The sequence below is a fragment of the Aliirhizobium wenxiniae genome (assembly GCF_014201355.1).
Classification (GTDB): Bacteria; Pseudomonadota; Alphaproteobacteria; order Rhizobiales; family Rhizobiaceae; genus Neorhizobium; species Neorhizobium wenxiniae.
The window spans coordinates 1-23,498 of record NZ_JACHEG010000008.1 but is presented as its reverse complement, the minus strand read 5'-3'; the positions used below and the strand labels follow the sequence as shown (position 1 = coordinate 23,498).

Sequence of the window (23,498 nt, the reverse complement as noted above, 5' to 3'; positions counted from 1 at the left end):
CTATTTCCGCCATCCGAGTCCAATTAAGCGTCTTTCGGTGTTGAAGCCGGTTCCGAGTCTGGAACGGTTGCCAGAAACACGTCCATGACGTTCTTCCGTTTGGCCGGCGATTTGCCGGTTGCGGTTTTCTCGACGATTTCCTTCAGTCGGTCGGCTGCCGCGGAATGGTCACCCTCAAGTTCCTTTAGCCGTTCCCGATCTTTCGTGGCTCTGAACGGCACTGCTGCACCAACCCGTGCGATTGCGACACTATTCACAACGCGCCTGGCACCGGCCTCTGAATTGGGCTTGGCGACAGGTGCTGTTGGTGCCTCCACAGCAGATTGTATCTTGGGTTGTTTCGGACCAGGCTCGTGCGCTTCTTTTTCAGCGATCCGGCAAGCTCGCTCATATTCTGGCGTGGTTGCCGGGACGGCTGCCGATAGCAGGTACTCGATCTCGGGGACTGACGGGATGTGAGCCTGCGCATATGCCTCCGCCTGCTTGAACGGCTGCGTGTTGAAAAACCGCAACTTGTCGGCAAAGATCGGACGCTGCCCTTCGACGAGGAGGATCATCTTGCTCTCGGGCATCTGCCGGACTTCCTGAGGCATCATGAGATCCCGCTCGCGGATCTGCTCCACCTTCGTGCGGCGAGGCAGGCCAAGCAGTTCTATGGTCCGGGACTCGGACTGATAGCGGATTGTCCGTTTGCCAAGGGCGCGTGAGGCATATTCGGCGGTTGCCTGGTCGTTGGCCCCGAGCACCAGCTGGTAGCCACAATTGCCGAGAAGCGAATGGCGCGAGGTCTCACCATAGATCTCGTCGAGATTTTTTAGATCCTGGATGATGAACGCGAGCTTGATCTTGTAGCCGGCAACATAGGGCAGCTTCGTCATTATTTCGTCCATCCGCTTCAGCTGCCGAAATTCATCGAGGAGGAAGAAGACGGGGAGGGCATTGGGATCATGTTCGAGGGTCAGGATGTCCATGACCTGCTGCACGAACAGGGTAAGGAGCGGGCGCAGCAGCGTGATGTCAGTGATGTTCGGGGCCAGATAGACGGTTATCGGTCGCCGTTTCATGGCGCGAAGGTCCATGTCTGTCACATTGGTCGCCGCAACAATTCGCTCATTCTTGAAAGGCCGCATGGCTTTTTGAATATCGAGCAAGGCAGAGGCGGCCGCTCGCTCGGATAGAGCCAGATAGGAATTGAAGCTGTCGAGCGTGAACTTTGAAAGGTAAGGCTCTCGCTCCTTGATCAGCTTCATCAGTGCCTGGAGGTCGGCCCCGCTGTTGAAGAAGGAATTGATCTCGCCAAGATTGCGGCGATCCTTGTAAAAGGGACTTTCGAGGATGTAACTGATGGCGCCGGCCATCACCTGCTGAGCGGTCGCCTGCCAGACCGAGTTGTCGGAGCCCGCCGTCTCCGGTACCAGAATGCCCGCGATGTTCTGGATGTCGGTCGTGCGGTTGCCGCGTTCGGCGCGAACAAAATCCAAGGGATTATATCGATTGGTCTTTTCGGAGCCAGGCGCGAACAGGAAGACCTGACTGCCGCTGTGCTTCCGAAAACCTGCGGTCGCCCGGAATACCTCACCCTTGAGATCGGTGACAATCATCGAACCTGAATGCATCAATGCGTTGGGAATGACATAGCCGGCTCCCTTGCCGGATCGGGTCGGGCCGATGATGAGATGGTGACGATCATCGCTCGCCCGCAGGACATTCCCGCCGACGCGGCCGAAGATGTGGCCCTGTTCTCGAAACCACTTCCCTCGCCGGAGGGTAGCCGTGTCTTGAAAAGAGGCGTCACCCAGAGGATTGCTGGCAGGCTTCAGCCCGATATAGGCTACGACACCCGCGATCAGTATTGAGGGAACAATCGAACCAAGTGCGACCTTCTGCAAGGCGGGGCTTGAGCTGTAGGCCCAAAACTGCTGGACCGGTGCGAAAGGATTGCTCGTGATGGTCGTCTTCAGGATCCGGCCGTCTTTGAAGAATAGCTGCAGGCCGAGGCCGTAGCAGAGCATCCAGACAGCAAAGGCAATCGTCAGGCAAAAGATAAGGTAGAAGGCGGCAAGCCCTTTGGTCATGCCTCGTCTCGCGCGAAATAGATTTCGGAAACTCCGCGCGTCCCGCCGTCACGCCGTAGCTGGATGACGATCGGAATGACCATCTGGATATACGACATGAGATCCTGCTTGGAAAAGCCAGCTGAGAGCCCGGACTGCTGCATCATCATGGCCAGCTGTTCGTAGGCGCCCATCGGGGTGTCGGCGTGAACGGTCGACATGCTGCCTGGGTGACCCGTGTTGATGGCCCGAAGAAACGAGAAGGCCTCGCTGCCACGGATTTCACCAACGAACAGTCGGTCGGGCCGCATGCGCAGAGCAGACTCGAGGAGCTTCTGGATCGTGACATTGGCGGTGCCTTGGTCACCTTTGGAGGCGATGAGATGCACGGTGTTTTCTTGGGTCGGAAACAGTTCGCGTGTATCTTCCAGGGTGAGGATGCGCTCGTGCCGATCGATGCTCTTGAGGCAAGCGTTCAGGAACGTGGTCTTGCCTGACGAGGTGCCGCCGCTGATAAGGATCGACACGCGTTTGATGATTGCGGTGTGGATGAACTCATAAATCCGACCGGCGCGAAGATGGGTAATGAGCTCGCGATCGATATCACTCAGGCCTCCGACAGCAACGGAGACCTTATCCAGGGAACCGTTGTCGCGATATTCCTCTAATGTGAAGTTGTTCACGACCTGCTTTCGGATCGAGATCGATCCGCCGTCGGCGGAAGCTGGCGGGAGCACAATCTGGATCCGCTCCCCGGTGGGAAGGGCGGCGCTTAAGATCGGCTCGGCTCGGCTGATGAACTGGCTGGTTGCCGCCGCCACTCGCTCGCCGATATTCTGAATCTCCTCGCCGGTCAGCGCGTTCACCCTATGGTGCTCCATGTGGTCGGCGCCGAACCGCTCGACATAGACGTGACCCGGCTTGTTGACGGCGATCTCGACCACGCGAGGATCTTCCAGAAAACCCCGTAGCGGTTCGAGAGCGCGATCGAGAAAATAGTGTGGGTTTCGCGGCGCGGCCGCCACTTTACCTGCCGCTGCGTTCACGCTTGATCTCCTTCATCGCTTCGGTGACCGGGTCGTCATACATGGCGCTGAAATCCAGGTCCTGGCGGACGAAGATGAAAATGCGTTCCCCCTGGGGCACACTGATCGTCGGGGGAATTTTAAGGTTCTCCGACAGCACAGTGTTGGCCATGTCGCTGAAGGTCCGGGCTATCGTCTCTCGAGCCAGTTCCGAAGCGCGATCTGAATTGGAGCTGTTCGACGAGCCGGAAGAATCGCTGCCGTAGCCACTGAGGTAGCTCGCACCACCTCCCACGATCGACAAGAGGATGGATGCGCCGAACCGCTCGCGGAACTTATTGTCGACATGCCCGGTCAACCCTGAGCGACCGAGACTGTCGGCACCAATCGAATTCAGGCGGATCGTCACGCCATCATCACGGATGAGGCGAGTCCAGACAACGAAGATACGCTTCTGCCCGCGCGTAACCTCCGACTGATATTCGCCGATGAGACGCGTGCCAGTCGGGATCAGGACGCGCCGACCGTCGAACGAATAGACGTCCTGCGATGTGATCGCGCGGATCTGTCCGGGGAGGTCGCTGACGATTGCGGTTTCCAGGATGCCGGCGATCAACGTTCCTTCCGGGATCATCGCGTCGATACGCTCAATCTTGCGGGCCTTAGCACTTCGGTCGCCGAGCCCGCTCGCAGCGGAGAGGTATTGGCTGTTGCGGTCTTCGCTGGCGACCGTCGCAGTGGAAGTGCCGCTCCCATCAAGGCTACCTGCACCTGCAGAGTTCCGATTGCTGTCCATGGTGAGCAACTTTGAGCGGAAGCGCTTCGGAAATTCCTCCTCCGGTGCTGCAGCCTCGGGCGGGGGCTGAACGACCTCCGGGGGCGGTGGAACTTCAAAGGTCGTCGTGTCGGCCTTCTGTTCGACCGGAGGAGGGGGAGGTGGCGGTGGCAGGTTGATGACCGGTTGCGCGGGCGGCGGAGTTTCTTGTTGTCCATCGCGCAAAAATGACGGCGGACGGAACGTCGTTGTCCGAAACTCCTCATCAGTTTGAGGATTGTCGTGCGGACGCTGGCCGGACGTGGTGAGCACGAGGTAGGCAGCGAAAGCACCGCCTGCGAGCAGGGCCACCATTCCGGCTGTCTGGTTGCGCCTGGTATTCTTGTTGCTGACATCGGTCTCGTCAGCGGACAGCATTGCGTCGAGCTCAGGTGCGCGCTTCATCAGTTGCCGCTCCTTCTACGCTTTGTGGCGTCGGGGTCCGGTTTGGGCGCCATGATATCGGGATCGGGGGCGCCGAAGTCGGGCTTCCGAAGATTGAAGATGCAGGTCCAGCGGTCGCCATCTCGAAGCGTGAACTGCGTGGCCGTCCCATCGACGACAATGTACTCGCCTTCTTTCCGAAAATTCCGGAGCGTCTCCGAGAAGTCCGACTGCACCGCGAAAATCGCAGGCGCACGGCTCCGAAACTTAAAGAACGTCTTCTTCCCGTCATCGAAAATCATCGTCGGCTTCAGTTCCGGATCGCCGGAAAAGGAGTAGTCGATGTTCACATTGGCCTTGTCGATGCTGGCCATGTTCGGATTGGCGGCTCGCTGTTCGGCCTCCTTGCGAAGCGAAGCATTGAGGTCCTTCTCCGGATAGACGAAACGGATTCCGAAAACCTCCTTACCGTCGGTCGGTGCGAAATCGTTGAGCTCGAGGAAGTAAATTCGTTTCGACGTGACGATGTTCATGTTCGTCGACACGCCTTTGGCGATCGGCTTGATGAACAGGATATTGCCCTTTTCGGAGGGGGCGACCTGCCAGCTGTCTGTGTCGCCGAGCGAGATCGTTTCGAATTTCTCGTCCTCGTCAAAGATAACCATGGTCGAAATGCCATAGGTCGCAGACACTTTTACGACGTTGTTCGGCTGGTAAACCACACTTGTGACGCGTGCATCGAGACTGCCGGGGCGAGGGGCCTGTGCGGCATGGGCGTGAGTCATCAATGTCGCCACCGCAGTGACCGCTATCGAAAGGCGCCTGATCATCCCGCATCCCCCGGCGCCACGGTTTCCTGATCGCGGCGATAATTATAGACTTGGAAGCCCAAGGGGTTCTCGAACCGCCAGTCGTTCGTGGCAGGTGTCTCGGTGTATCGATATCGCACGACAGAGATGAAATGCCGGGTGACGGCGTCGGTATCAGATTTCTCGGTGGTGGAGAAACGGACTAGCGCTGTGCTGGCATTGGAGAAAGTCACCGACTTCACGTCGACGGTGACGCGCTTGTTCTTGCCCAACACGCGTGCCGGATTTTGTGAATTTGCGGCACTGTAGAGTTCCTGAAGCTCTCGCGCTGCGTCCCCGGTCGACAGGAGAGCGGCAATGCCAAAGTTCTCCTGAATTGCAAAGGGATCATATCCTTCGCGCGAACGGATGTAGCGGACGACGTTGGCCTGGGTGACTGCCTGCTGATCCGTCAGCTTTGCCGGGCGGGTGAGGCCGGTTTTCACTTCGATATAGCCCGTATTCCGGTCGACCTCGACGATGTAGGGTTCGAAGCTCTTCAGGGGCACGAGCATGACAAGCGCCGTGAGGGACAAAAGGGTGATAACCCCGAATATCATGGTGACGAACCATGCAAACGTCCGGGACCGCTTCGCTTTCTTGACGATCTCCTGTTCCCAACGATCCCCATCCTGGAAATAGCTGCGGAGCGCGGCGTCCTTGGTATCTGCCATTCAAACTAGCCCTTAAATATCGACGATCGGTGAAATCATCGGGGTGTGCTGTTGTTGCTGATGCGGTTCTGCATGGCCTCGGCACTGGCATTGCGGATGTTTTCGTTCATGCCCTCGTGGGTGCGGGTCCGAAGCGCCATGCCGAGAGTGCCGGCCTTGCCAGCTACAGTACGGCCGCCCGAAACTGCTAATGCCGGAAGTGCGACACCCGCAGCTCCGCCAACCAACTTGGCGGCATGGCCAATACCGGCAGCAACCCCGCCGGTGATGCCCTGCGCGAGGACCTGGATGTTGAAGAGAACGAAGGCGCCGGCGCCGCAGATCAGGATGAAGGCGGAGACGTCGCTCAGCTTGAGGAGCTTGGCATCTGCCGCGTTGGCGACCTTTGTCAGCTCGGGATCCATCGCGGAAATGAGAAAGGCCGCCACGACGTAAACGAACATCGGAATGAGCGCATACATCAGGACTTGCTGAAACCAGGCCATGCCGATTTGCCGCGTCGGCTGAAACAGCAAGCATGAAATGAAGATCGGGGCCGTTCCGACCAGAACCCACATCATTACTTTCGCAAGGAGCAGGATCGCAAGTGCTACGGCAATGAAGACGCCGACCGCAAACATGATGAGAAAGCCGACCATAGATGGCAGGATGGTGAGGTATCCCGACTGGGCAGCGAAGGCCGAGGCAGCCTTGTTGGCGGTATTCCAGATCATCGAAAGACCATTTGTCGGTTCGGTGATCCCGGTCCCGGTTGCGGTCAGGATCGCTCGGCCGACGTCCTCAGGCGTGTTGTTCAGCCAGGCATAGACGAGCGTGTCGAAATAGCTCCAGTTGCTGACCAAGGCGACGATCAGCATCATGCGGACGACGCGCCCGATTATCTCGCCGATGCTCAAGCGAGCGGTGCCCATGACAAGCTGCAGGCCATAATAGGCGACAAACGCCACCAACATGATCTTGAGCAAAGGCGATACCTGATCGCCGACGATCTGGTATGCCCGCTCCGAAAAGTTCGTGCCGGTTTCTTCGATCCGATCGAGCAGCTTGCCGAGGAAGTCTTCCATCTACGGAACCGCCTTCATTGAGCCGTCAGCGCATTGATCGCCGCCAGCGCTTGCGGCGGATTTCCGTTGACGCTGGTCATCGATGGGCAGTCGCGCCGGGGATCCGGCCCATAGGCCGTGAGATTGGCCGGCCGCTTGCAGGGTGCGGTCTTTTCCTTGGCCGCAGTTCCACAGCCGGTAAGACTGATGGCCAGCGCCACTGCGATAACGGCCTTCACGGCGAGTGATTGGCTATCAGTCATCGTAATCGAGGGCCTTCTGGGTATTGGAAATGTCGGTCAGGCGGCGCTGGTTTTCCGTCTGCATGGAGGAGACCGCCCCGTTCATCACACCGATCAGCTCGTTGATCGTCAGACCCGACTGGACCTGCAGCTGGGTGTTCTGATCGATAGAGCCCTTGATGTCCTTGGCCTGGCCGATGTTCTGTCCGGCCTGTTCGAAGGAGGTTTTGCGGGTTTGGACTGCCTGCTGCGATCCGGTCACGAGTGCTGCGACGCCGAGGACCGTGTTGACCATGTCCTCGTAGGATTTGTCGCCAGAGAAAGCGCTATCAGCCTTCCCGGACAGGTTTTTGACCAGTTGCAAGCCGTTGATGAAGGTTGTCGCGATTTTGCCGACGTCGCCGCCCATGCTGCCAAAGTTCGGGACACCGCCACTCATCAGGCTGTCGAAAGAAGGCATCGAGGACACGCTGAAACCATTGCCGACCGCGAGGTTCTGCATCTGGTTGGCATCGCTCCCGCGGTCGCCGGTGACGGCCTTCAAGGTTTCCTCTACCGTCTTCAGCACGTTCTTATTGGTGTCGAGGATCTCGTCGGTGGTCTTGGATGTCTCCTCGGCAACCTTCAGGTTGGCTTTGTCGATCGTCGGAACCTGGGCGTAGGCCCCCGGCGCCAGACCTAGAAACGCGCATGTTGCAAGCAGCTTTCTCATGGGAGCATTCCTCATTGAGGGGTTAGCAATAGGCCGGCATCAGCGGTGCTATCGCGCTTCTGAACGCAGGCTTTCTCAACCTCGCTCCATTCAAGACCCTCTCGGGGATCGCACAGGCCTGTGGTCTGGCGGGGCTGATCGCTACCATCGCCAGTCTTGACGTCGCTCGATTGGGAGGATCCCGACAATGCGCTGAGGTTTACGGAGTTTCTCGTGTTCATCAGTTCGGCCATCGTGTTGCCGAGGCGAATGACCTGGTTCATCATTTCGAGATTGGCGTTGCGCGCGCCGGAATTGTGATCCCAGCTGTCCTGAATGGTGCCGCTCTGCATCTGGCCGAGCTGTTGGAGCCACGACGAGACATTTCCGCTGCTTTCGCTGACGGCTTGTGTGGTGGCAATCGAGTTGATCGTGGCATCCCGCATACCGGTATAGGAGGAAGACCCGCCGCCATAATTGACCGGAATACTGGCGACATCGGACCCGCCGAAGGCCGGCAACCATTTCTGCGTAATGTTGGCGACATAGCCTTGCGTCTCCTTGAAAGGAGGGATGCCACCATACTTCTGCACGTTGCCGGGGCCGGAATTGTAGGCGGCAAGCGCGAGATTGGTGTCGCCGTTGAAGCGGCGAAGCTGCTGCTTGAGATAGCGCGCTCCACCCCGGAGATTTTGTTCAATGTTATGCGGATCGACGCCAAGACCAGAGGCAGTGCCCGGCATCAGCTGCGATAGGCCGATAGCCCCGACTGGTGAGCGCGCGCAGGGATTAAACCGGCTCTCCTGGTAGACCAGCGCCATGAACAGTTGCTCGTCGACGCCTTCTTCCTGGGCCACGCGCTTCACGAGGCCGACGATCTCCGGGTTCGCTTCTGCCGCCGAGGCCGCGTCGCCGCTGCGGCCTGGCCGATACATCGAGCAGGTGACGCTTTTCGAGACGGTGAACCGATCGCTGTCCGTCTTCTTGATCTCGGAGGTCGTCGTGTCACGCTCGTCGTCCGAATTGGTGAGATTGTCGTCTTTAACCGGCACTTGGGAAAATGCCGGAGCCCGAAGGCAAAGGGACAAGGAGGCAGCAACAAGCCAGAAAGTCGGGGTCCTCCTCATTGGGCCGGCTCCCAGCCGCAGAACTTGGCCAGCCAGTTTTCCGGCTCATCCCCATGCTCGGCACGCAAGGCGGCACATTCCTCGATCGTCTCCTTGCGGCCCGACAGCACTTTGACGAGATCCGGCATTGCGGAGAGGTCGAGCCGGGCGATGACGGAATCGTTGCCGTGTTTGATAAGGAAGGTCCGCTTTTCCGGCGGTGTGTTCTTGATGAAGCCAAATTCCTTGACGGTCAGGCCGAACCGCTTGATGTAGCTTTCCTCATCCGCGCGGGGATTCGGAAAGTGGATGTTGGTCGAGGACTGCTCGATCAGGGTATGGGAGGCCTTCGCCTTTGCAATGTCGGCGGCCGACTGGGTGCCGAAACCGACAATCCCGTTCAGCTTTCGGATGGTCTTCATCTTATCGACAATGAAAGCGCTGAAGGTCTCGTCCATCAGCAACTGCCAGCCCTCGTCCATGAAGAACATCACGGGATTGCCGTCCAGCAACTCGTCGAGGCGGTGGTAGAGATACATCAGGGCCGGTGTTCGAAGCTCATCATTCCCGAGGATGTTGGTCATGTCGAAGCCGAAGACGGACCTGCCGGAAAACGACAGCACGTCGTGAGGCGCATTGAACAGCCAGGCCTTCTCGCCATCGATCCAGGGGCGTAACCGGGAGTGCAGGTCGTTTGCATCGGCCCGTGAGCGACCGACCAGCAGACCCGCAAAGTTCGGTAGGTTGCGCTCGGAGACCGGCTCTTGCATCAGCCGAACGATCGCCCTCTCAAGGATGTCCTCGTCCTCTTGAGTGAAGTCACGACGATCGCTGCCAAGCATGGCCTTGAGCAGCCGCACCAGAAACTCGCGGTTTGGGCCGGTGTTGTCGAGTTGCAGCGGATTGAAGCCCGTCGGTGTTCCTGGCGACAGAACTTCATAGGCGCCGCCAATGGCGCGAACGAAGATCTCGGCGCCGCGATCCTTGTCGAAGAAGACGGCCTTCGGCGCTGGAGAGACGCGGCGCGCCTGCGCAAGAAGGAACGTCAATGCGACGGTCTTGCCAGATCCGGTTGGACCTGTGACCAGGAAGTGGCCGATGTCCCGGCGATGAAAATTGAACGAATAGGGGGTCTGTGACGTCGTCTCCAGGAGCGTGATCGGCACGCCCCAATGAGTGCGGTCGGCCTGTCCAGATGCAAAATTGTGCATGGACGACAGGCCGGAAAAGTTCGCGCTCGACAGCATTGCTTTGCGCGATATGTAGGAATGATTGCCCGGCAGCTGCGCCCAAAAACCGGCCTCGAGATTGAGATCTTCCCGCAGCCAGTTGATATTCATGTCGGTCAGGCAGGCTCCAAGCTCTGAAACGGTGCGGCTGTTCCCGTCGAGATCGCGCGATAGGCACAGCAGCGTCAGATGATGAAATCCGAACACAGCCTCCTGGTTCATGAGGCTGTTCAGCGCGAAATCGATATCCTGCTCGACGGAACTGCCGGCCTCGTCCGAGGCGCGGATCTGTCGTTGCAGGCGGCTGATCCGCTCTTGAGCGATCGGCTTGTCGGCGATGGTGAAGGACTGGGTCAGGATGAACTCGTGGTTCACCTGCAAAAGCCCGTCGAGCATGCCCGGTCCAGTAAAGGGCGGATATTCCTTGATGGAGAGAAGCGCGCCGTAGCGCGTCTCTTCGTCTACGGCTGCCCGAGCCTGCATTGTGCGCTTCGAAAAATGGAGACGTGAGGTGCCGATGTAATTGCGGATCGCCATACGCGGGAGGCGCATCTTGCGGGATATTCCGCCTGTCAGGATGGCATTGAAGAATTCGCAAGGCTCTGAATATGGCTCGCCCTTCGGCAGGCCATCATCGGTTGCGGCGAGATCGCTCTGACCGCGATAGGTGATGCCGAGTGGGCGGGCGCCATATTTGTGCAGATCGCGGACCACGTTTCCGACAAGCTCTTCGAGCTCGGTGATATCTTCCCGGGCGGCCTGGGCCCTGCCATCCTTGTTGGCGCGCTCAAGCAAACGTTTCAGGCTGTCGCTGATGCCAAGGGCACCACGCATGCCCGACCGCACAATCGTCAGGTAGATCTCGTTGGTGAACATGCGCTTGCGGCGCAGTTGCTCCATATACCGGGAATTGAGGATGTCGCAGAAGGGCTCGTCAAACTCGCCGCCTATGATCGGATCGACCTCTCTGCGGATGACGGTCGACCAGAGCGAGTACCGGCTTGAGCCAAGCGCGCGGATCATCGTGTTCTGGACCACGGATCGCATGTTGAGTTCGGCTTGATCTTCAGTCTGGAAAAATAGCCCGTCCAGCTTGATGACGCTGACGAGAGAGCCGTTTTCAAGCCCCACGATGGTATCGGCAACGTGGCGGAGATAAGGAATATGGACCGCCATCGGCCGCTCATTCGCAGCCTGCTTTCCGAACCCCAGTTCTTCCTTGACGACATTCAACATGATCAGGGTCCGTAGGAGTTTGTGCCCCAAAAGCGCTTGTTGCGAGTGCGGGGTGTCTTGCGCGACGTGACCTGAAGGACCTCAAGGATTTTGGCGTCCCAGGTGCAGAGCGAGAATAGAAACACGTAGGCGATCGGCGCGGTCAGCAGGGCCAGCAGACTGTTCGTCGCCAACCAGCCGATGATCGTGGCGCCGATGATCAGCACCACCGCCATATACGGGACGCCCCATAGGGTGGGTGACCGGGTGAGACCGATCACCAGTGGCGTCATCGCGGGCTTCTCGTCCGAAAACTCGCTCATCAGCCGCTAACCGAGGAGATCATTTCGTCCACGATCGTCGGCGCTCCGAAGACGAGACCTATGCCGAGGATGATGCCGCCGGCTGCAAACCATGAGAGCCTGCCGGCGAACGCAAGAAAGCCGAGGCTGATCACAGCGATGATCGCCAGCAAACGCCCAAACGGACCGGTGATGAAGTCGACGATCATCTGAACGGCTGTCTGAAGCGGAGCAAAGGCGCCACTTGCGTCGCCGGTCGCCGCCGCGGCAAAATCTGCTCCAGCGATCTGAAGGGCTGCGAGCGTGCCGATAACGACTGCGGTCTTGAGCACCTGGCCCTTTCGACCCGAATTCAGTGTGTCCATTTCTCTCTCCTTTAAAAATGCATGACGCCGCCGCCGAACCCGGCGGTTTTTCTGACGGCAATGACGCCTCTGCTGCTGGTGATGAGGGGGGCCGTGCTGTTGCTTGACGGCGCCTTCCGACCTCGGGCCGGCATTGGCAGGCCCATCTGGAAATTGACGACCTTGGCGACGTAGCCGACCGTCTCCGCAAAGGGGGGAACACCGCCATACTCATAGATGCGCTGTTCGCCGCTGTTGTAAGCGGCAGCCGCGAGCAGGGGATTTTTGAATTGGTCGAGGAGAACCCGCAGATACCTGATGCCGCCCGCGATATTCTGCGCTGGGTCGCAGACGTCGGTCACGCCGAACCGCCTTGCCGTAGCGGGCATGAGCTGCATCGGTCCTCGCGCACCTTTGGGTGAATTGCGTGAACGGTCGAAATCGCTCTCTGCCCATGCGATGGCGACAGCAAACGTTTCATCTACCCCCTGGGCTTTAGCGGTTGTTGCGACGAGCGATCGAACAGCCTCTGGATCCAGAGGCGAGGGGCCGCATCTTGCCACGCTGACCTCTTGGCCGGAAAAATCTGTCGATACTAACCCATTTATAGAATCAAATTGATGCGATATTTCTGGATCTGTCGGTGCGTCGATGGCTGCTGCTTGTGTTCGCGCCTCATCGGAAAATGCATCAAAATGATTCTGATTGTCTGTGTTGATACGTACCGCTTCGCTTAGCTCGCTTTCCTTGGCGACGCCATCGGATCCGATCGTGAATTCTGCTACAGGCCCCTTGTTTCCGAGCCGTCGTTCGGTGAAGTTGTGCGCCAGATCTCCGTGCGCAGAGCTGCTATCTTCCGACGAAATATTCGGAATTATCTGAGTTTTGGCGACTTCTTGCGCGATAGAGGGGTGGAGGCTTTCCAGTATCGCCACAGAGGCGATAACGATCACCCTTGCACCGCTGCCCCGATGAGTTTTACCCACTGATAGCATTGTCCCCGTCTCACAAACGCTGTTGTGGTCGCCGCAAAAAGCAATTAGGCTGGTTCAAATATGTTACCGATTTGATGCAGGCTTACAGGGTTTTGAATCGGTGTAAAGCCATTTTTGTAATTGAAGGGCGGAATCAATATGATGTCGTTTGCGATGCTGATGCGAATTGTGGGGGTGGGGATTGTGGGCTCAGCGTTCGCGTCGCCGGCGCTTTCGGCTTCTGGGATCGACAAGGATTACATTCGATCGCTTGCTGCGCCCGGAAAGACGGTCCTTGTGGTCGAGTATTACGACGGTGGCGGGAAACCCGTGGATAGGAAGGGCTATGCCAGCGCATCCGGGTTCAAGGCCATCTCGCCAACCGAGTTTCGTGTCGACGACAAGACAACGCTCCGTCTTTACGGCGTCGAGGCTTGCAAGGGTGAAATGGTCAACAGGTCTGAAGACTACGCCGGCGCTTGTTCTGACTTCGCACAGCGTCAGCTGCAGGTGATGCTGCAAAATCCGAAAGTGCTGTTCTGCCGGGCTTTCCTGAGCGAGCAGAATGCGCCCACTCAGAACGTCACTTGCTTCGGCTATTATAATTTCCCAGGAAGCCTGGATTCAGTCGATATGCTCGAAGAGCAGCTGCTGTCCCTTGGTGCCGTTCGCCTTGCAAAGAAGGCAGATGGCTCTCTCGATCGCCCCGACCTGGCTGAGGCAGAAAAAATCGGCAGAAAAGGCTCTTATGGGATGTGGGCCGATCCCCGGATCAAAGGCCAATGAGAGCGGCCGCGCTGGTGATCGGGATGCTGGTGACAAGTGGAGCGCAGGCCGCGCCCGCCGGGTACTTCGATCTCGCTGCACGCGTGACGCTTGAGACAGGGGACACCTGGACGTCAAACGGCGAACGGTTTCGCCTCTACGGGATCCAATCGTGCTTGCGCGGGACGAACTACACGGGCGCGGGTGGACGCGCGCGCGATTGCGGGGAGGCATCTCTTGCGATGCTCGCCGCCTTCATCAAAGACACCAATCCAGTCTGCGCACCTGTCGCGAAGTCCGGTGGCCTCTCCTATGTCGTCTGCTACGCCAGCGTCGGAGGGAAGCGGCTCGATCTCGCCAACATGATGGTGACAAGCGGTTATGCCTTCGCATCTCTCGACAACAGGGGGATGCCCTATCATCTGCCGTACTCCGTTTCCGAGCAGCTGGCCCAGCGAAGGAAAGCTGGCCTTTGGCAATTCACGGACGTCCAGCACCCCGCCATACTTCTAAGCCGCGAGGCCAATCACCGTGCGAAGGGAGATCAGTGATGATCAAGCGCCTTGCCGTTGCAGCAGTCGGCATGACACTCGTGCAGCCGGTCATGGCTGCCGATCCTATAGGAAAAATTGGGGTAGCCGAGAAATTGCATACGAGTTCTGGCGTCCAATATCCGACATTTAAGGGACCGGTCGCGGTGATCGACGGACGAACTCTGTGGTTCGGATGGCTTGGCGGGGGCGTCAGGCTGCGCCTCGCGGGTATCGATGCCTGTGAACTGCCGCAATGGGCGCTCGATCCAAAATGGGTTGACCGCGCCAAGCAGTTGGCTCCGTCACCGGTGCCTTGCGGGCCATTGGCGAAGGCGTGGCTGAAGCGAACGGTCGGAAACCGGTCAACGATATGCAGTGTCGTTGGATATGGCGCAGACGGCGTCGCCCAAGGACGGTGCGTGGTTCGAGGCCGGGACATTGCGGAGGAGATGCTTCGGGTCGGCTGGGCGCGGGTAGCGGAAACCGGCTCCAATTCTCGGTATGCGGCACTTCAGAGCCACGCCATGGCGTCTCGCTACGGCATGTGGGCCACTTACGTGCTTGATATGAACGAGTGGCGCCGCAAGGCCGTGTATAAGACGCTCTCTCGGCATCCGCCGGCAGACTTTAATTTGCTTGCCGAACGGGAAACCGAGATCTCGCCGCCCTTCGCCGACGCACGCAGCAAGCCGAAAAGAACAGATCGATAGAGCGGTGATCGGGAGATCGGGACCCCGTTGGCCCGGTCTGCAGAATTTTGAACTTGAATGGAAGGGGAGCTCCTTTGAAGCAGATGGCATTCGCCGCCGGCATTATCGCCGGCCTCGCCTCGATGTCGCAACCGACCTATGCAGAAGACGCGGAGTGGGGCTGCCAGATCTTGCTGTGTGCCGCATCGCAGTCCCCGTCGTGGCACGGTGTCCCTTACTGCGTTCCGCCGATGAAGCGACTGATCACGGCAATGTCGAAGCCGCATTTCTCCTGGCCGGTATGCCATGCCGCCAATTCCGGAAAACCCGGTCATCAGGAATATGAGGATTGCCCCGCGGGCATGACGCCGGCCGCAACACCGAATGGGCGTGGCAGTGATGGCTTTGCTGGCACCGAGCTAAGCCAGTGTATCAAGGTGGTCAACCAATGCCAGGATCGATCCGCATTCCAAAGCCAGTACGGCGATCAGAATGCGAATGCGCCTAATGGCATTACCATCACGCCGATACAAAACAATCGCGACAACTGGACAGGAGGTGGCTGCGAGGTGAAAGTCTCTCAACCGCGCCCTCGCAGGGCAGATCCTTATTATTTCGATATCCCAGACGAGAACGGCGGGAAGAGGCGTGTGTGGTTCAACCTTAATCTCTAAACTGGATGACAGCGAAGTTTGAAAAAGGATAATTAAATCAGATACTTAGTGTCATAATAACAATTATGGAACTCCGTCAGTCTCGTTACGATGCACAAATTGCCTGGCCACCGGCCGAACTTGTTCGGGTAAAGACGCCGCACGGTGAGCTTCTGTGCTCGCCTCGGACGCCACGCATTATCTCCCAAATGCCTTCAATCTGCCGCCTCATCGCTTCGCCGAGCGACGTACGGCCTGGACCCTTCCGTTTTAGCAATGGCCTCATTACCGTTCGCGTTCTGGCCGTACCTCAGCTTCAGTCGTCCATGTCGAGTTTGAAAATACCTGATCCAAGTGAACGGATATCGACGGGCGCGCGGTAACGGCAGCAGCCAAGGCGAAGCGTCGGGCGGAATTCGAACTGCTTGCCTTCAGCAACGACACCCCGATCCGCCCGGAACGGGTACTCGAAGAATTGCACAAGCTCCTGCCGCGTGACGCCGTTGTGGTCGCCGATCCCGGCACGCCCTGCCCCTATTTTTCCGGCTATTACGACTTCCTCGAGCCCGGCCGGCATTTCATCACCAACCGCGCCCACGGGGCGCTCGGCTATTCGGTGTCGGCCGCCATGGGCGCATGGTATGGTCGGCAGTCCTCCAAGGTCGTGTCGGTCATGGGTGACGGCAGCTTCGGCGAGCTGGAGACGATCGTCCGCAAGAAGATCCCGCTTTTGATGATCGTCTTCTCCAATTCCGTGTTCGGCTGGATCAAGGCAAGCCAGAAATTCGGCTACAACGAGCGTTATTACTCGGTGGACTTCCACCGCACGGACCACGCCAAGGTGGCTTCCGCATACGGCGTCAAGAGCTTTACCGTTGCCGATCCTGCCGACCTCGCGAAGGTCTTCAAGCAGGCTATCGAGCATGATGGCCCGGTCCTCGTCGATATCTTGTCGCAGCCGCTCGAAGACACGGCCGTGCCGGTCAGCGCCTGGATGGGCTGATTTAATCGCCACAACATAAAAACGAGAAATGGCCCGGGCAGGTATTCCTTGCCCGGGCCATTGCTTGTCCAGCAACCGCTAATCAGGCTTGAAACTTCACCATCGTGCCACCGCCCGACGCCTGGTCCGTCGGGTAGACTTCGACGCGTGCGACATCGACGAAGACCGGGAGGTCGATGACGTTTTCGATCACGCGGGCAATGTTTTCCGGCTGGAGCGAGCGGTAGCCATCATAGAGCACGGCGCTCGCCTGATTGTCCGGGATCGAAGTGCGATAGAGCGAGGTCTCGACACGCCCCGGAACGATCTCGCTGACGCGCACGGATGAACCGAGCAAGTCGAGGCGAAGATTGTCACAGAACAGCGAGAGGCCGGCCTTCGATGCGCCATAGGCCGAAGAGTTCGGGAAAGCCGATTGGCCGCCGATCGAGCCGATGAAGATCAGGTGGCCGCGGCGGCGTGCGACCATGCCCGGCAAAAGCGCCCGCGTCAGATGCATCGGCGCCTTGAGATTGACGTCGATCATCGCGTCGATCTCTGCCGGATCGATGTCCTGGAAGACGGCGCGGGTCGAGAGAATACCGGCATTATTGACGAGAATATCGACCTCTACGCCGTTCAACACCGCGACGATGGCCGCCGTATCCCGCACATCCGCGCGGATCGTCTTGGCACCGCATGTCGTCGCCAGTTCGGAAAGCGCTTCTTCGTTGCGGCCGACCGCATAGACGGTCAGGCCCTTGCCGCGAAGGGCCTGTACGGTCGCCTTGCCGATGCCGCTCGTGGCACCGGTAACGACCGCCACCCGCGATGCATCAGACATAGATATAGCCTCCGCTGACGACGACGTTTTCGCCGGTCGCATAGGAGTTGCGGCTCGATGCCATCATGACGATCCACTCGGCCATTTCGACTGGTTCTGCGGCGCGTCCGAGAGCGCTTGCCTTGGCAAGTTCCGGCAGGAAGCCGAGTTCCTTGGCGCGGTCCGTCGCAAAGCCGGCAGGCGCGACAGAGTTCACGAGGATCTGATCCTTGGCGCATTCCTGCGCGAAGGACTTGGTGAGGCTGACGACGGCGGCCTTCGTCGCGGCGTAATGGGCGTTCTGCGGATGCGCCTTGAAGGCGTCAACCGAAGTCACGTTGACGATGCGGCCGGTGACTTCCGGCGCATTGACGAACTGGCGCATGTGCAGAATGGCAGCCACCATCATGTGATAGGTGCCCTTGACGTTGATCGCGTTTTCCAGATCCCACTCTTCGTCGGTGATCTCGAGGATCGGACGGCGGGGATAGATGGCGGCGCTGTTGACCAGAACATGAATACGGCCGAGCTGTTCCGCGACGGTGGCGAAGCCCGCATGCGCCGTCTCTGCCCGTGAAATATCGGCCGAAGCGGTCGCCACTTCGGCACCGAGGCCACGCAGGGTTTCCGCTGCGGCAGCAAGCGCCGCCTCGTTGCGATCGATCAGGCCGATCTTCGTCGCGCCGTAGGAAATCATAAGCTTAGCCGTGGTGAGACCAAGGCCGGATGCTCCACCGACGATGACTGTCGTTTGGTTCTTCAAGTTCCACCTCTTTATGAACGTTGCACCATTCAATTTGTATGTTATCACTTATATGCCAAGTTTGGCGAAGCTCAAGCACTTTCTGAAAGTCGCAATCATGATTCCGCGTCTTCTGCCACAAGCCCCTTCCGATGACCCTGCCAGGCTGCCGCCGGCGGGCCTTTTCGAGCGCCTGGTCGAAGCGGGTTTCACCGGAGATATTGGCGCCACACCCGGCACGCGGACGGTATTTTCCACCGACAATTCCATCTATCAGTTCGAGCCTGCGGGAGTGGTTTTCCCGCGCGACATCGAGGATCTCAAGATCGTCGCAAGGGTACTTTCCGAACCGGCCTTCGCTCATCTGCCAGTCACGCCGCGGGGCGGCGGAACGGGAACCAACGGCCAGTCCCTGACATCCGGGCTTGGGGTGGATTGTTCCCGCCACATGGACCGAATTATCGAGATCGACCCGGTGCGGCGCGTGGCGCGGGTGCAGTCCGGCGTCGTCAAGGATCAGCTCAACAAGGCACTCAAAGCTCACGGCCTGTTCTTTGCCCCCGAACTCTCCACTTCGAACCGCGCAACGATCGGCGGCATGGTTTCGACGGACGCCTGCGGCCAGGGCTCCTGTCTCTACGGCAAGACATCGAACCATGTGCTTGGCCTGCGGATCGTGCTTTCCGACGGCACGGACTGGTGGTCGCGCGCCATGGATGACAATACGCTTGCCACCATCATGCAACGCCGAGACCGTATCGGCGATATCCACCGCACGGTCGCCTCCATCGCAGACGGGAAGAGCGAACGCATCGCCGAGGTCTTTCCAAAACTCAACCGCTACATGACCGGCTACGACCTCGCCCATATCCGCCGCGAGGATGGGCTCTTCGATCTCAACGCCATTCTCTGCGGCTCGGAAGGCACGCTTGCCATGCTGGCCGAGGTCGAGGTCAATCTCCTGCCGATCCCGGCCCATGTGGCGCTGATCAATATCCGCTACAGCGACTTCAACACCGCCCTGGAGGATGCCCGCTATCTCACCGCACTGAAAGTCGCCTCGGTCGAAACGGTGGACGAGAAAGTCCTCGGGCTTGCCAAGAACGATATCGTCTGGAGCGGCATTTCCCGCTTTTTCCCCGAGGATGCCGACGGCGCCACCAACGGCATCAATATCGTCGAGATCCTTGCCGATGAAGCCGAAACGCTGGACCGCAAGCTCGCTGAGGTCAGCCATGCGCTCGATACCGATGGCATCGGGCGGCACAGGGGCTATACGATTGCGCGAGGCCATGCCGACGCCGAGAGGATCTGGTCGATGCGCAAGCGCGCCGTCGGCCTTCTCGGCAATGTCGATGGACCGGTGCGGCCCGTGCCTTTCGTCGAGGATACCGCCGTTCCGCCGCAAAACCTTGCGGCCTATATTCGCGAGTTCCGTGCGCTTCTCGATGATGCCGGCGTGTCTTACGGCATGTTCGGCCATGTCGATGCCGGCGTGCTGCATGTCCGCCCGGCGCTGGATCTTACCCGCGACGATCACGTTCCGCTCGTGCGCGATATCTCCGATGCCGTCGTGGCGCTCACGCGCAAATATGGCGGTGTGCTCTGGGGCGAGCATGGCAAGGGTGTCCGGTCGGAATATGTGCCGGATTATTTCGGCGATCTCTATCCCTGCCTGCAGGATATCAAGCGCGCCTTCGACCCGGAAAATCGCCTCAATCCCGGCAAGATCGCCTCACCGGAAGGCGGCGCCCTTCTCAGGATCGACGAGGTGCCGCTACGTGGCAACCATGACCTGATCCTCGGCAACGAAATACGTGGCGCGTTCGACAATGCCGCCTACTGCAACGGCAATGGCGCCTGTTTCGATTTCGACGCCCAGAGCCCGATGTGCCCTTCCTACAAGGCGACGCGCGACCGGCGCTTCTCGCCCAAGGGGCGTGCATCGCTGATGCGCGAATGGCTGCGGCTTCTGGCGGAACGTAATGTCGATGCGCGCCACGAAGCAGAAAGCCTCCGCCGCAAGAACGGTCTTGCGACCTTGCCCGTGCGACTGTTCAACAGCCTCAACCCGGCCAACCGCAACGACTTCTCCCATGAGGTGCGGGAGGCCATGGATAGCTGTCTCGCCTGCAAGGCCTGCGCCGGGCAATGTCCGGTCAAGGTCAGCGTGCCGGCCTTCCGCTCGAAATTCCTCGAACTCTATTACGGACGCTATCTGCGGCCGCTGCGGGATCCACTGGTCGCTTCGATCGAGACGACACTGCCGTGGATGTCTCGCCTGCGGCCCGCCTACAACCTTCTGGTCGGCACGGCGATCGGCCGAAGGCTGACGCGGCTTGTCGGCCTCACCGCATTGCCGCCCCTGCCCTCGACCCGCCTCTATCGGGAAGCAGAAAGGCTCGGCATTCCTGTGGCCAGCGCCGCATCCATCGCGATCCTCTCGGAAAAGGATCGCCGCCGCGCGGTGGTTTTCCTGCCCGATATATTCACCGGCTATTTCGATCCCTCAGTCGTGCTTGCCGCGCTTCGGCTTGCCCGGCGGCTGGGCTTTCATCCCCTACTCGCGCCGCCGCTTGCCAATGGCAAGGCGCTGCATGTGCATGGCTATCTCGGCCCCTTCGCCCGCCTTGCCCGGCGCGGCGCGAGCCTGCTCGCAGATATCGCCCGTTCCGGCATTCCGATCGTCGGGATCGATCCTTCAATGACGCTTGCCTATCGCAGCGAATACAAGGGCATTCCCGGCGCAGAGAAGACACCTGCCGTCCTTCTGCCGCAGGAATGGCTCGCCGCCCGGCTCGACCATCTGCCGACCAGCACCTCCCCCAGCACAGGCAAGCGATACCGGATGATGGCGCATTGTACCGAACAGACGAATGCGCCGGCCGCTGCCGGGCAATGGCGGTCGATATTCGCGGCTCTCGGGCTGGATTATGTCACCGACAACGTCGGATGCTGCGGCATGTCCGGCACGTTCGGCCATCAGGCACAGAACCGCGGCACATCGGAAACGCTCTATGCCATGAGCTGGCAACCGGCTCTGGAAAATGCGGGATCCGACGATGTGCCGATGGCGACCGGCTATTCCTGTCGGTCACAGGTCAAGGAAATGGCGGGCAGACGCATCCCTCATCCGTTCGAAATCCTGGCAGCGCTCCTTGAATGACATGGTCGCCCCCGGATTACATGATATGTGACATGTGACTTTACCCATTTAATCAGGCGAATTTCGCTGGAGGATATGTTGTCGATCATTACCCAACGCGGCAATCTGGCCGAGATCGTCACTGCCAAGCTGAACGAACGGATCGAGAGTGGGCTTTACGCGGCCGGCGAGAAAATCCCGTCAAGCGCCATGCTGTGCGAGGAATTCGGCGTCTCGCGTACCGTCATTCGCGAAGCGCTGACCTCGCTCAAATTCGCCGGACGGGTTACGGCACGGCAGGGCGCCGGCGTGTTCGTCACGGAGAAGGAAACCCGGCCGATCGCTTACGAGATCGGCCGCACCGAGGACATCCGCTCGGCCATGCAGATCCTCGAACTGCGTCTGGGTGTCGAGTTGCAATCGGTCGCGCTTGCGGCCGCAAGGCGCACGCCGGAGGCTCTGGCGGAAATCGCCCGGGCCTACGATAATCTCGAAGCCCTGCAGACGGACGATGCCCAAATAGAGGCCCGCGCCGATTTCGAGTTCCATCTCGCCATCGCCCGCGCCACCCGCAATCCGCATTTCCCGAGCTTCCTCGAAGCCGTCATGGACAGCATCAATTTCGACCTGCTACTGAAGCACCGCCAGTCGGCGCGCGCCTATTCCACCTATCTCCGCCAGGTCAACAAGGAGCATGCCTCCATTCTGTCGGCCATCACGCAAGGGGATGTAAAAGCGGCACGCAGCGCCATGAGCCAGCATCTCGAAGAGAGCCTCACCCGCTACGGCGTCATGCTGGACGAGCCTGCCGATCCCGAAACCTGACGGCAGCACTCCCGGCAAGCTCACATATTCGGATAGACAGGTCCTTCACCGCCCTGCGGCGGTACCCAGTTAATATTCTGGTTGGGGTCCTTGATATCGCAGGTCTTGCAATGGACGCAGTTCTGCGCGTTGATCACATAGACCTCCTCGCCATTCTGCTCGCGCCACTCGTAGACGCCTGCCGGACAGTAACGCGTAGACGGACCGGCATAGATGTCGTGCTCGGAGCGCTTCTGAAGCTCCAGGTCCTTCACCTTGAGATGGACCGGCTGATCCTCCTCGTGATTTGTGTTGGACCGGAAGACGGACGACAGGCGGTCGAAGGTCAACACGCCATCCGGCTTGGGATAGTCGATAGGTTTATGCTTTGCCGCCGGTTCGAGCGACTGGGCGTCGGTCTTTCCGTGTTTCAGCGTGCCGAACAAAGAGAAGCCGAACAGCTGGTTGGTCCACATGTCCAGCCCGCCGAGCGGGATGCCGATGACGGTGCCGAATTTCGACCAGAGCGGCTTGACGTTGCGGACCAGCTTCAGGTCCTTGCCGATCGGGCCCGAACGCCATTCATTTTCGATCTCGACCGGCTCGTCGTTGGCGCGGCCGTCGGCAATCGCGGCAGCAAGCTTGTCTGCGGCGAGCATGCCGGAGAGAACGGCATTATGCGATCCCTTGATGCGCGGCACGTTGACGAAGCCTGCCGAGCAGCCGATCAGCGCGCCACCGGGGAAGGACAGTTTTGGCACCGACTGGTAACCGCCCTCGGTGATTGCACGGGCGCCGTAAGAAATGCGCTTGGCGCCCTCGAAGGTAGGCGCGATTGCCGGATGGGTCTTGAACCGCTGGAACTCCTCGAAGGGAAAGAGATAGGGGTTCTTGTAGTTCAGGTGCAGGACGAAGCCGACGGCAACAAGATTGTCTTCCAGGTGATAGAGGAAGGAACCACCGCCGGTCTTCATGTCGAGCGGCCAGCCGAAGGAGTGCTGGACCAGACCCTGCTTATGGTTCTCGGGCTTGACCTCCCAGAGTTCCTTGATGCCGATGCCGAATTTCTGGAAGTCACGATCCTTCGACAGCTCGAACTTCTCGATCAGCTGCTTGGCAAGCGAGCCGCGCACGCCCTCGCCGATCAGCGTATATTTGCCCAAGAGCGCCATGCCGCGGGTATAATTCGGGCCCGGCTCGCCGTTCTTCTCGATGCCCATGTCGCCGGTCGCGACGCCGATAACGTTGCCTGCATCATCATAAAGCACTTCGCTTGCGGCAAAGCCCGGATAGATCTCGACACCGAGTTCTTCCGCCTTACCCGCAAGCCACCGACAGACATTGCCGAGCGAGACGATATACTTACCGTGGTTGTTCATCAGCGGCGGCATGGCGAAGTTGGGCAGTCGGACGGAGC

At 59.4% G+C, this 23,498-nt stretch carries 24 protein-coding genes; 7 read left to right on the top strand and 17 right to left on the bottom strand.

Annotation, left to right across the window (positions count from 1 at the left end):
* Nucleotides 1–23: 23 nt before the first annotated feature.
* Genes HNQ72_RS24320 through HNQ72_RS24260 form a run of 13 tightly spaced genes read right to left on the bottom strand, consistent with a single transcriptional unit; the run spans nucleotide 24 to nucleotide 12,957 of the window.
* The gene (locus HNQ72_RS24320; protein WP_183996172.1) at nucleotides 24–2,075 is read right to left on the bottom strand and encodes a type IV secretory system conjugative DNA transfer family protein; all 2,052 of its coding nucleotides are present in this window, start codon (nucleotides 2,073–2,075) and stop codon (nucleotides 24–26) included.
* Nucleotides 2,072–3,100 (bottom strand): P-type DNA transfer ATPase VirB11, encoded by a 1,029-nt coding sequence (gene virB11 / locus HNQ72_RS24315; protein ID WP_183996171.1) that lies wholly within the window; start codon nucleotides 3,098–3,100, stop codon nucleotides 2,072–2,074. The genes HNQ72_RS24320 and virB11 overlap by 4 nt, the downstream gene beginning before the upstream one ends.
* Nucleotides 3,081–4,298 carry a type IV secretion system protein VirB10 gene (gene virB10 / locus HNQ72_RS24310; RefSeq protein WP_183996169.1) on the bottom strand — a complete coding sequence of 406 codons (1,218 nt, stop codon included), beginning with the start codon at nucleotides 4,296–4,298 and terminating at the stop codon, nucleotides 3,081–3,083. Before virB10 ends, virB11 begins: the two co-directional genes overlap by 20 nt.
* A complete protein-coding gene (locus HNQ72_RS24305) occupies nucleotides 4,298–5,107 on the bottom strand; it encodes a TrbG/VirB9 family P-type conjugative transfer protein (protein WP_183996167.1) in 810 nt (269 codons plus the stop codon). Before HNQ72_RS24305 ends, virB10 begins: the two co-directional genes overlap by 1 nt.
* Complete coding sequence (locus HNQ72_RS24300; RefSeq protein ID WP_183996165.1) at nucleotides 5,104–5,799, bottom strand: VirB8 family type IV secretion system protein; 696 nt, start codon at nucleotides 5,797–5,799, stop codon at nucleotides 5,104–5,106. The genes HNQ72_RS24305 and HNQ72_RS24300 overlap by 4 nt, the downstream gene beginning before the upstream one ends.
* A gap of 35 nt (nucleotides 5,800–5,834) precedes the next feature.
* Complete coding sequence (locus HNQ72_RS24295) at nucleotides 5,835–6,863, bottom strand: TrbL/VirB6 family protein (protein ID WP_183996163.1); 1,029 nt, start codon at nucleotides 6,861–6,863, stop codon at nucleotides 5,835–5,837.
* A gap of 14 nt (nucleotides 6,864–6,877) precedes the next feature.
* Nucleotides 6,878–7,105, bottom strand: coding sequence for a hypothetical protein (locus HNQ72_RS24290; RefSeq protein WP_183996161.1), 228 nt, complete (start codon nucleotides 7,103–7,105; stop codon nucleotides 6,878–6,880).
* Nucleotides 7,098–7,796 carry a type IV secretion system protein gene (locus HNQ72_RS24285; protein ID WP_183996159.1) on the bottom strand — a complete coding sequence of 233 codons (699 nt, stop codon included), beginning with the start codon at nucleotides 7,794–7,796 and terminating at the stop codon, nucleotides 7,098–7,100. Before HNQ72_RS24285 ends, HNQ72_RS24290 begins: the two co-directional genes overlap by 8 nt.
* Nucleotides 7,797–7,807: 11 nt before the next feature.
* The gene (locus HNQ72_RS24280) at nucleotides 7,808–8,902 is read right to left on the bottom strand and encodes a lytic transglycosylase domain-containing protein (protein WP_183996157.1); all 1,095 of its coding nucleotides are present in this window, start codon (nucleotides 8,900–8,902) and stop codon (nucleotides 7,808–7,810) included.
* Nucleotides 8,899–11,346, bottom strand: a complete 2,448-nt coding sequence (locus HNQ72_RS24275) for a VirB4 family type IV secretion/conjugal transfer ATPase (RefSeq protein WP_183996155.1) — start codon at nucleotides 11,344–11,346, stop codon at nucleotides 8,899–8,901. The genes HNQ72_RS24280 and HNQ72_RS24275 overlap by 4 nt, the downstream gene beginning before the upstream one ends.
* A gap of 2 nt (nucleotides 11,347–11,348) precedes the next feature.
* Complete coding sequence (locus HNQ72_RS24270; RefSeq protein ID WP_029869729.1) at nucleotides 11,349–11,648, bottom strand: VirB3 family type IV secretion system protein; 300 nt, start codon at nucleotides 11,646–11,648, stop codon at nucleotides 11,349–11,351.
* The gene (locus HNQ72_RS24265; RefSeq protein WP_183996153.1) at nucleotides 11,648–11,992 is read right to left on the bottom strand and encodes a TrbC/VirB2 family type IV secretion system protein; all 345 of its coding nucleotides are present in this window, start codon (nucleotides 11,990–11,992) and stop codon (nucleotides 11,648–11,650) included. The genes HNQ72_RS24270 and HNQ72_RS24265 overlap by 1 nt, the downstream gene beginning before the upstream one ends.
* A gap of 11 nt (nucleotides 11,993–12,003) precedes the next feature.
* Nucleotides 12,004–12,957, bottom strand: a complete 954-nt coding sequence (locus tag HNQ72_RS24260) for a lytic transglycosylase domain-containing protein (protein ID WP_244654533.1) — start codon at nucleotides 12,955–12,957, stop codon at nucleotides 12,004–12,006.
* Between the two features lie 168 nt (nucleotides 12,958–13,125).
* On the opposite strand from HNQ72_RS24260, the gene HNQ72_RS24255 reads away from it, so the two are divergent.
* From HNQ72_RS24255 to HNQ72_RS24240, 4 genes are all read left to right on the top strand, one after another.
* Entirely contained in the window at nucleotides 13,126–13,731 is a 606-nt protein-coding gene (locus tag HNQ72_RS24255) for a hypothetical protein (RefSeq protein ID WP_183996500.1), read from the top strand.
* Entirely contained in the window at nucleotides 13,728–14,261 is a 534-nt protein-coding gene (locus HNQ72_RS24250) for a thermonuclease family protein (protein WP_183996150.1), read from the top strand. The genes HNQ72_RS24255 and HNQ72_RS24250 overlap by 4 nt, the downstream gene beginning before the upstream one ends.
* Nucleotides 14,262–14,263: 2 nt before the next feature.
* Nucleotides 14,264–14,953, top strand: coding sequence for a thermonuclease family protein (locus HNQ72_RS24245; protein ID WP_183996498.1), 690 nt, complete (start codon nucleotides 14,264–14,266; stop codon nucleotides 14,951–14,953).
* An 83-nt stretch (nucleotides 14,954–15,036) separates the two neighbouring features.
* Nucleotides 15,037–15,606: a hypothetical protein gene (locus tag HNQ72_RS24240; protein ID WP_308422366.1), complete on the top strand. Its 570-nt coding sequence runs from the start codon at nucleotides 15,037–15,039 to the stop codon at nucleotides 15,604–15,606.
* A 295-nt stretch (nucleotides 15,607–15,901) separates the two neighbouring features.
* On the opposite strand, the gene HNQ72_RS30435 is transcribed toward HNQ72_RS24240, so the two are convergent.
* The gene (locus HNQ72_RS30435) at nucleotides 15,902–16,066 is read right to left on the bottom strand and encodes a hypothetical protein (RefSeq protein WP_210319701.1); all 165 of its coding nucleotides are present in this window, start codon (nucleotides 16,064–16,066) and stop codon (nucleotides 15,902–15,904) included.
* Here HNQ72_RS30435 and HNQ72_RS24235 point away from each other — a divergent pair.
* Nucleotides 16,061–16,588, top strand: coding sequence for a thiamine pyrophosphate-dependent enzyme (locus HNQ72_RS24235; RefSeq protein ID WP_244654532.1), 528 nt, complete (start codon nucleotides 16,061–16,063; stop codon nucleotides 16,586–16,588). The two genes, HNQ72_RS30435 and HNQ72_RS24235, sit on opposite strands and share 6 nt — an antisense overlap.
* A gap of 82 nt (nucleotides 16,589–16,670) precedes the next feature.
* Here HNQ72_RS24235 and HNQ72_RS24230 read toward each other — a convergent pair whose 3' ends face one another.
* Both HNQ72_RS24230 and HNQ72_RS24225 read right to left on the bottom strand, forming a co-directional pair.
* Nucleotides 16,671–17,411: an SDR family oxidoreductase gene (locus HNQ72_RS24230; RefSeq protein WP_183996146.1), complete on the bottom strand. Its 741-nt coding sequence runs from the start codon at nucleotides 17,409–17,411 to the stop codon at nucleotides 16,671–16,673.
* The gene (locus HNQ72_RS24225; protein ID WP_183996144.1) at nucleotides 17,404–18,153 is read right to left on the bottom strand and encodes an SDR family NAD(P)-dependent oxidoreductase; all 750 of its coding nucleotides are present in this window, start codon (nucleotides 18,151–18,153) and stop codon (nucleotides 17,404–17,406) included. Before HNQ72_RS24225 ends, HNQ72_RS24230 begins: the two co-directional genes overlap by 8 nt.
* 97 nt (nucleotides 18,154–18,250) lie before the next feature.
* Between HNQ72_RS24225 and ydiJ the strand changes: the two genes are divergently transcribed.
* Both ydiJ and HNQ72_RS24215 read left to right on the top strand, forming a co-directional pair.
* The gene (gene ydiJ / locus HNQ72_RS24220) at nucleotides 18,251–21,298 is read left to right on the top strand and encodes a D-2-hydroxyglutarate dehydrogenase YdiJ (RefSeq protein WP_183996142.1); all 3,048 of its coding nucleotides are present in this window, start codon (nucleotides 18,251–18,253) and stop codon (nucleotides 21,296–21,298) included.
* A 78-nt stretch (nucleotides 21,299–21,376) separates the two neighbouring features.
* Nucleotides 21,377–22,102: a FadR/GntR family transcriptional regulator gene (locus HNQ72_RS24215; RefSeq protein WP_183996139.1), complete on the top strand. Its 726-nt coding sequence runs from the start codon at nucleotides 21,377–21,379 to the stop codon at nucleotides 22,100–22,102.
* A gap of 20 nt (nucleotides 22,103–22,122) precedes the next feature.
* Here the strand turns inward: HNQ72_RS24215 and HNQ72_RS24210 are convergent.
* Nucleotides 22,123–23,498, bottom strand: a 1,376-nt coding sequence (locus HNQ72_RS24210; protein WP_183996137.1) for an electron transfer flavoprotein-ubiquinone oxidoreductase, incomplete at its 5' end; no start/stop codon positions are given.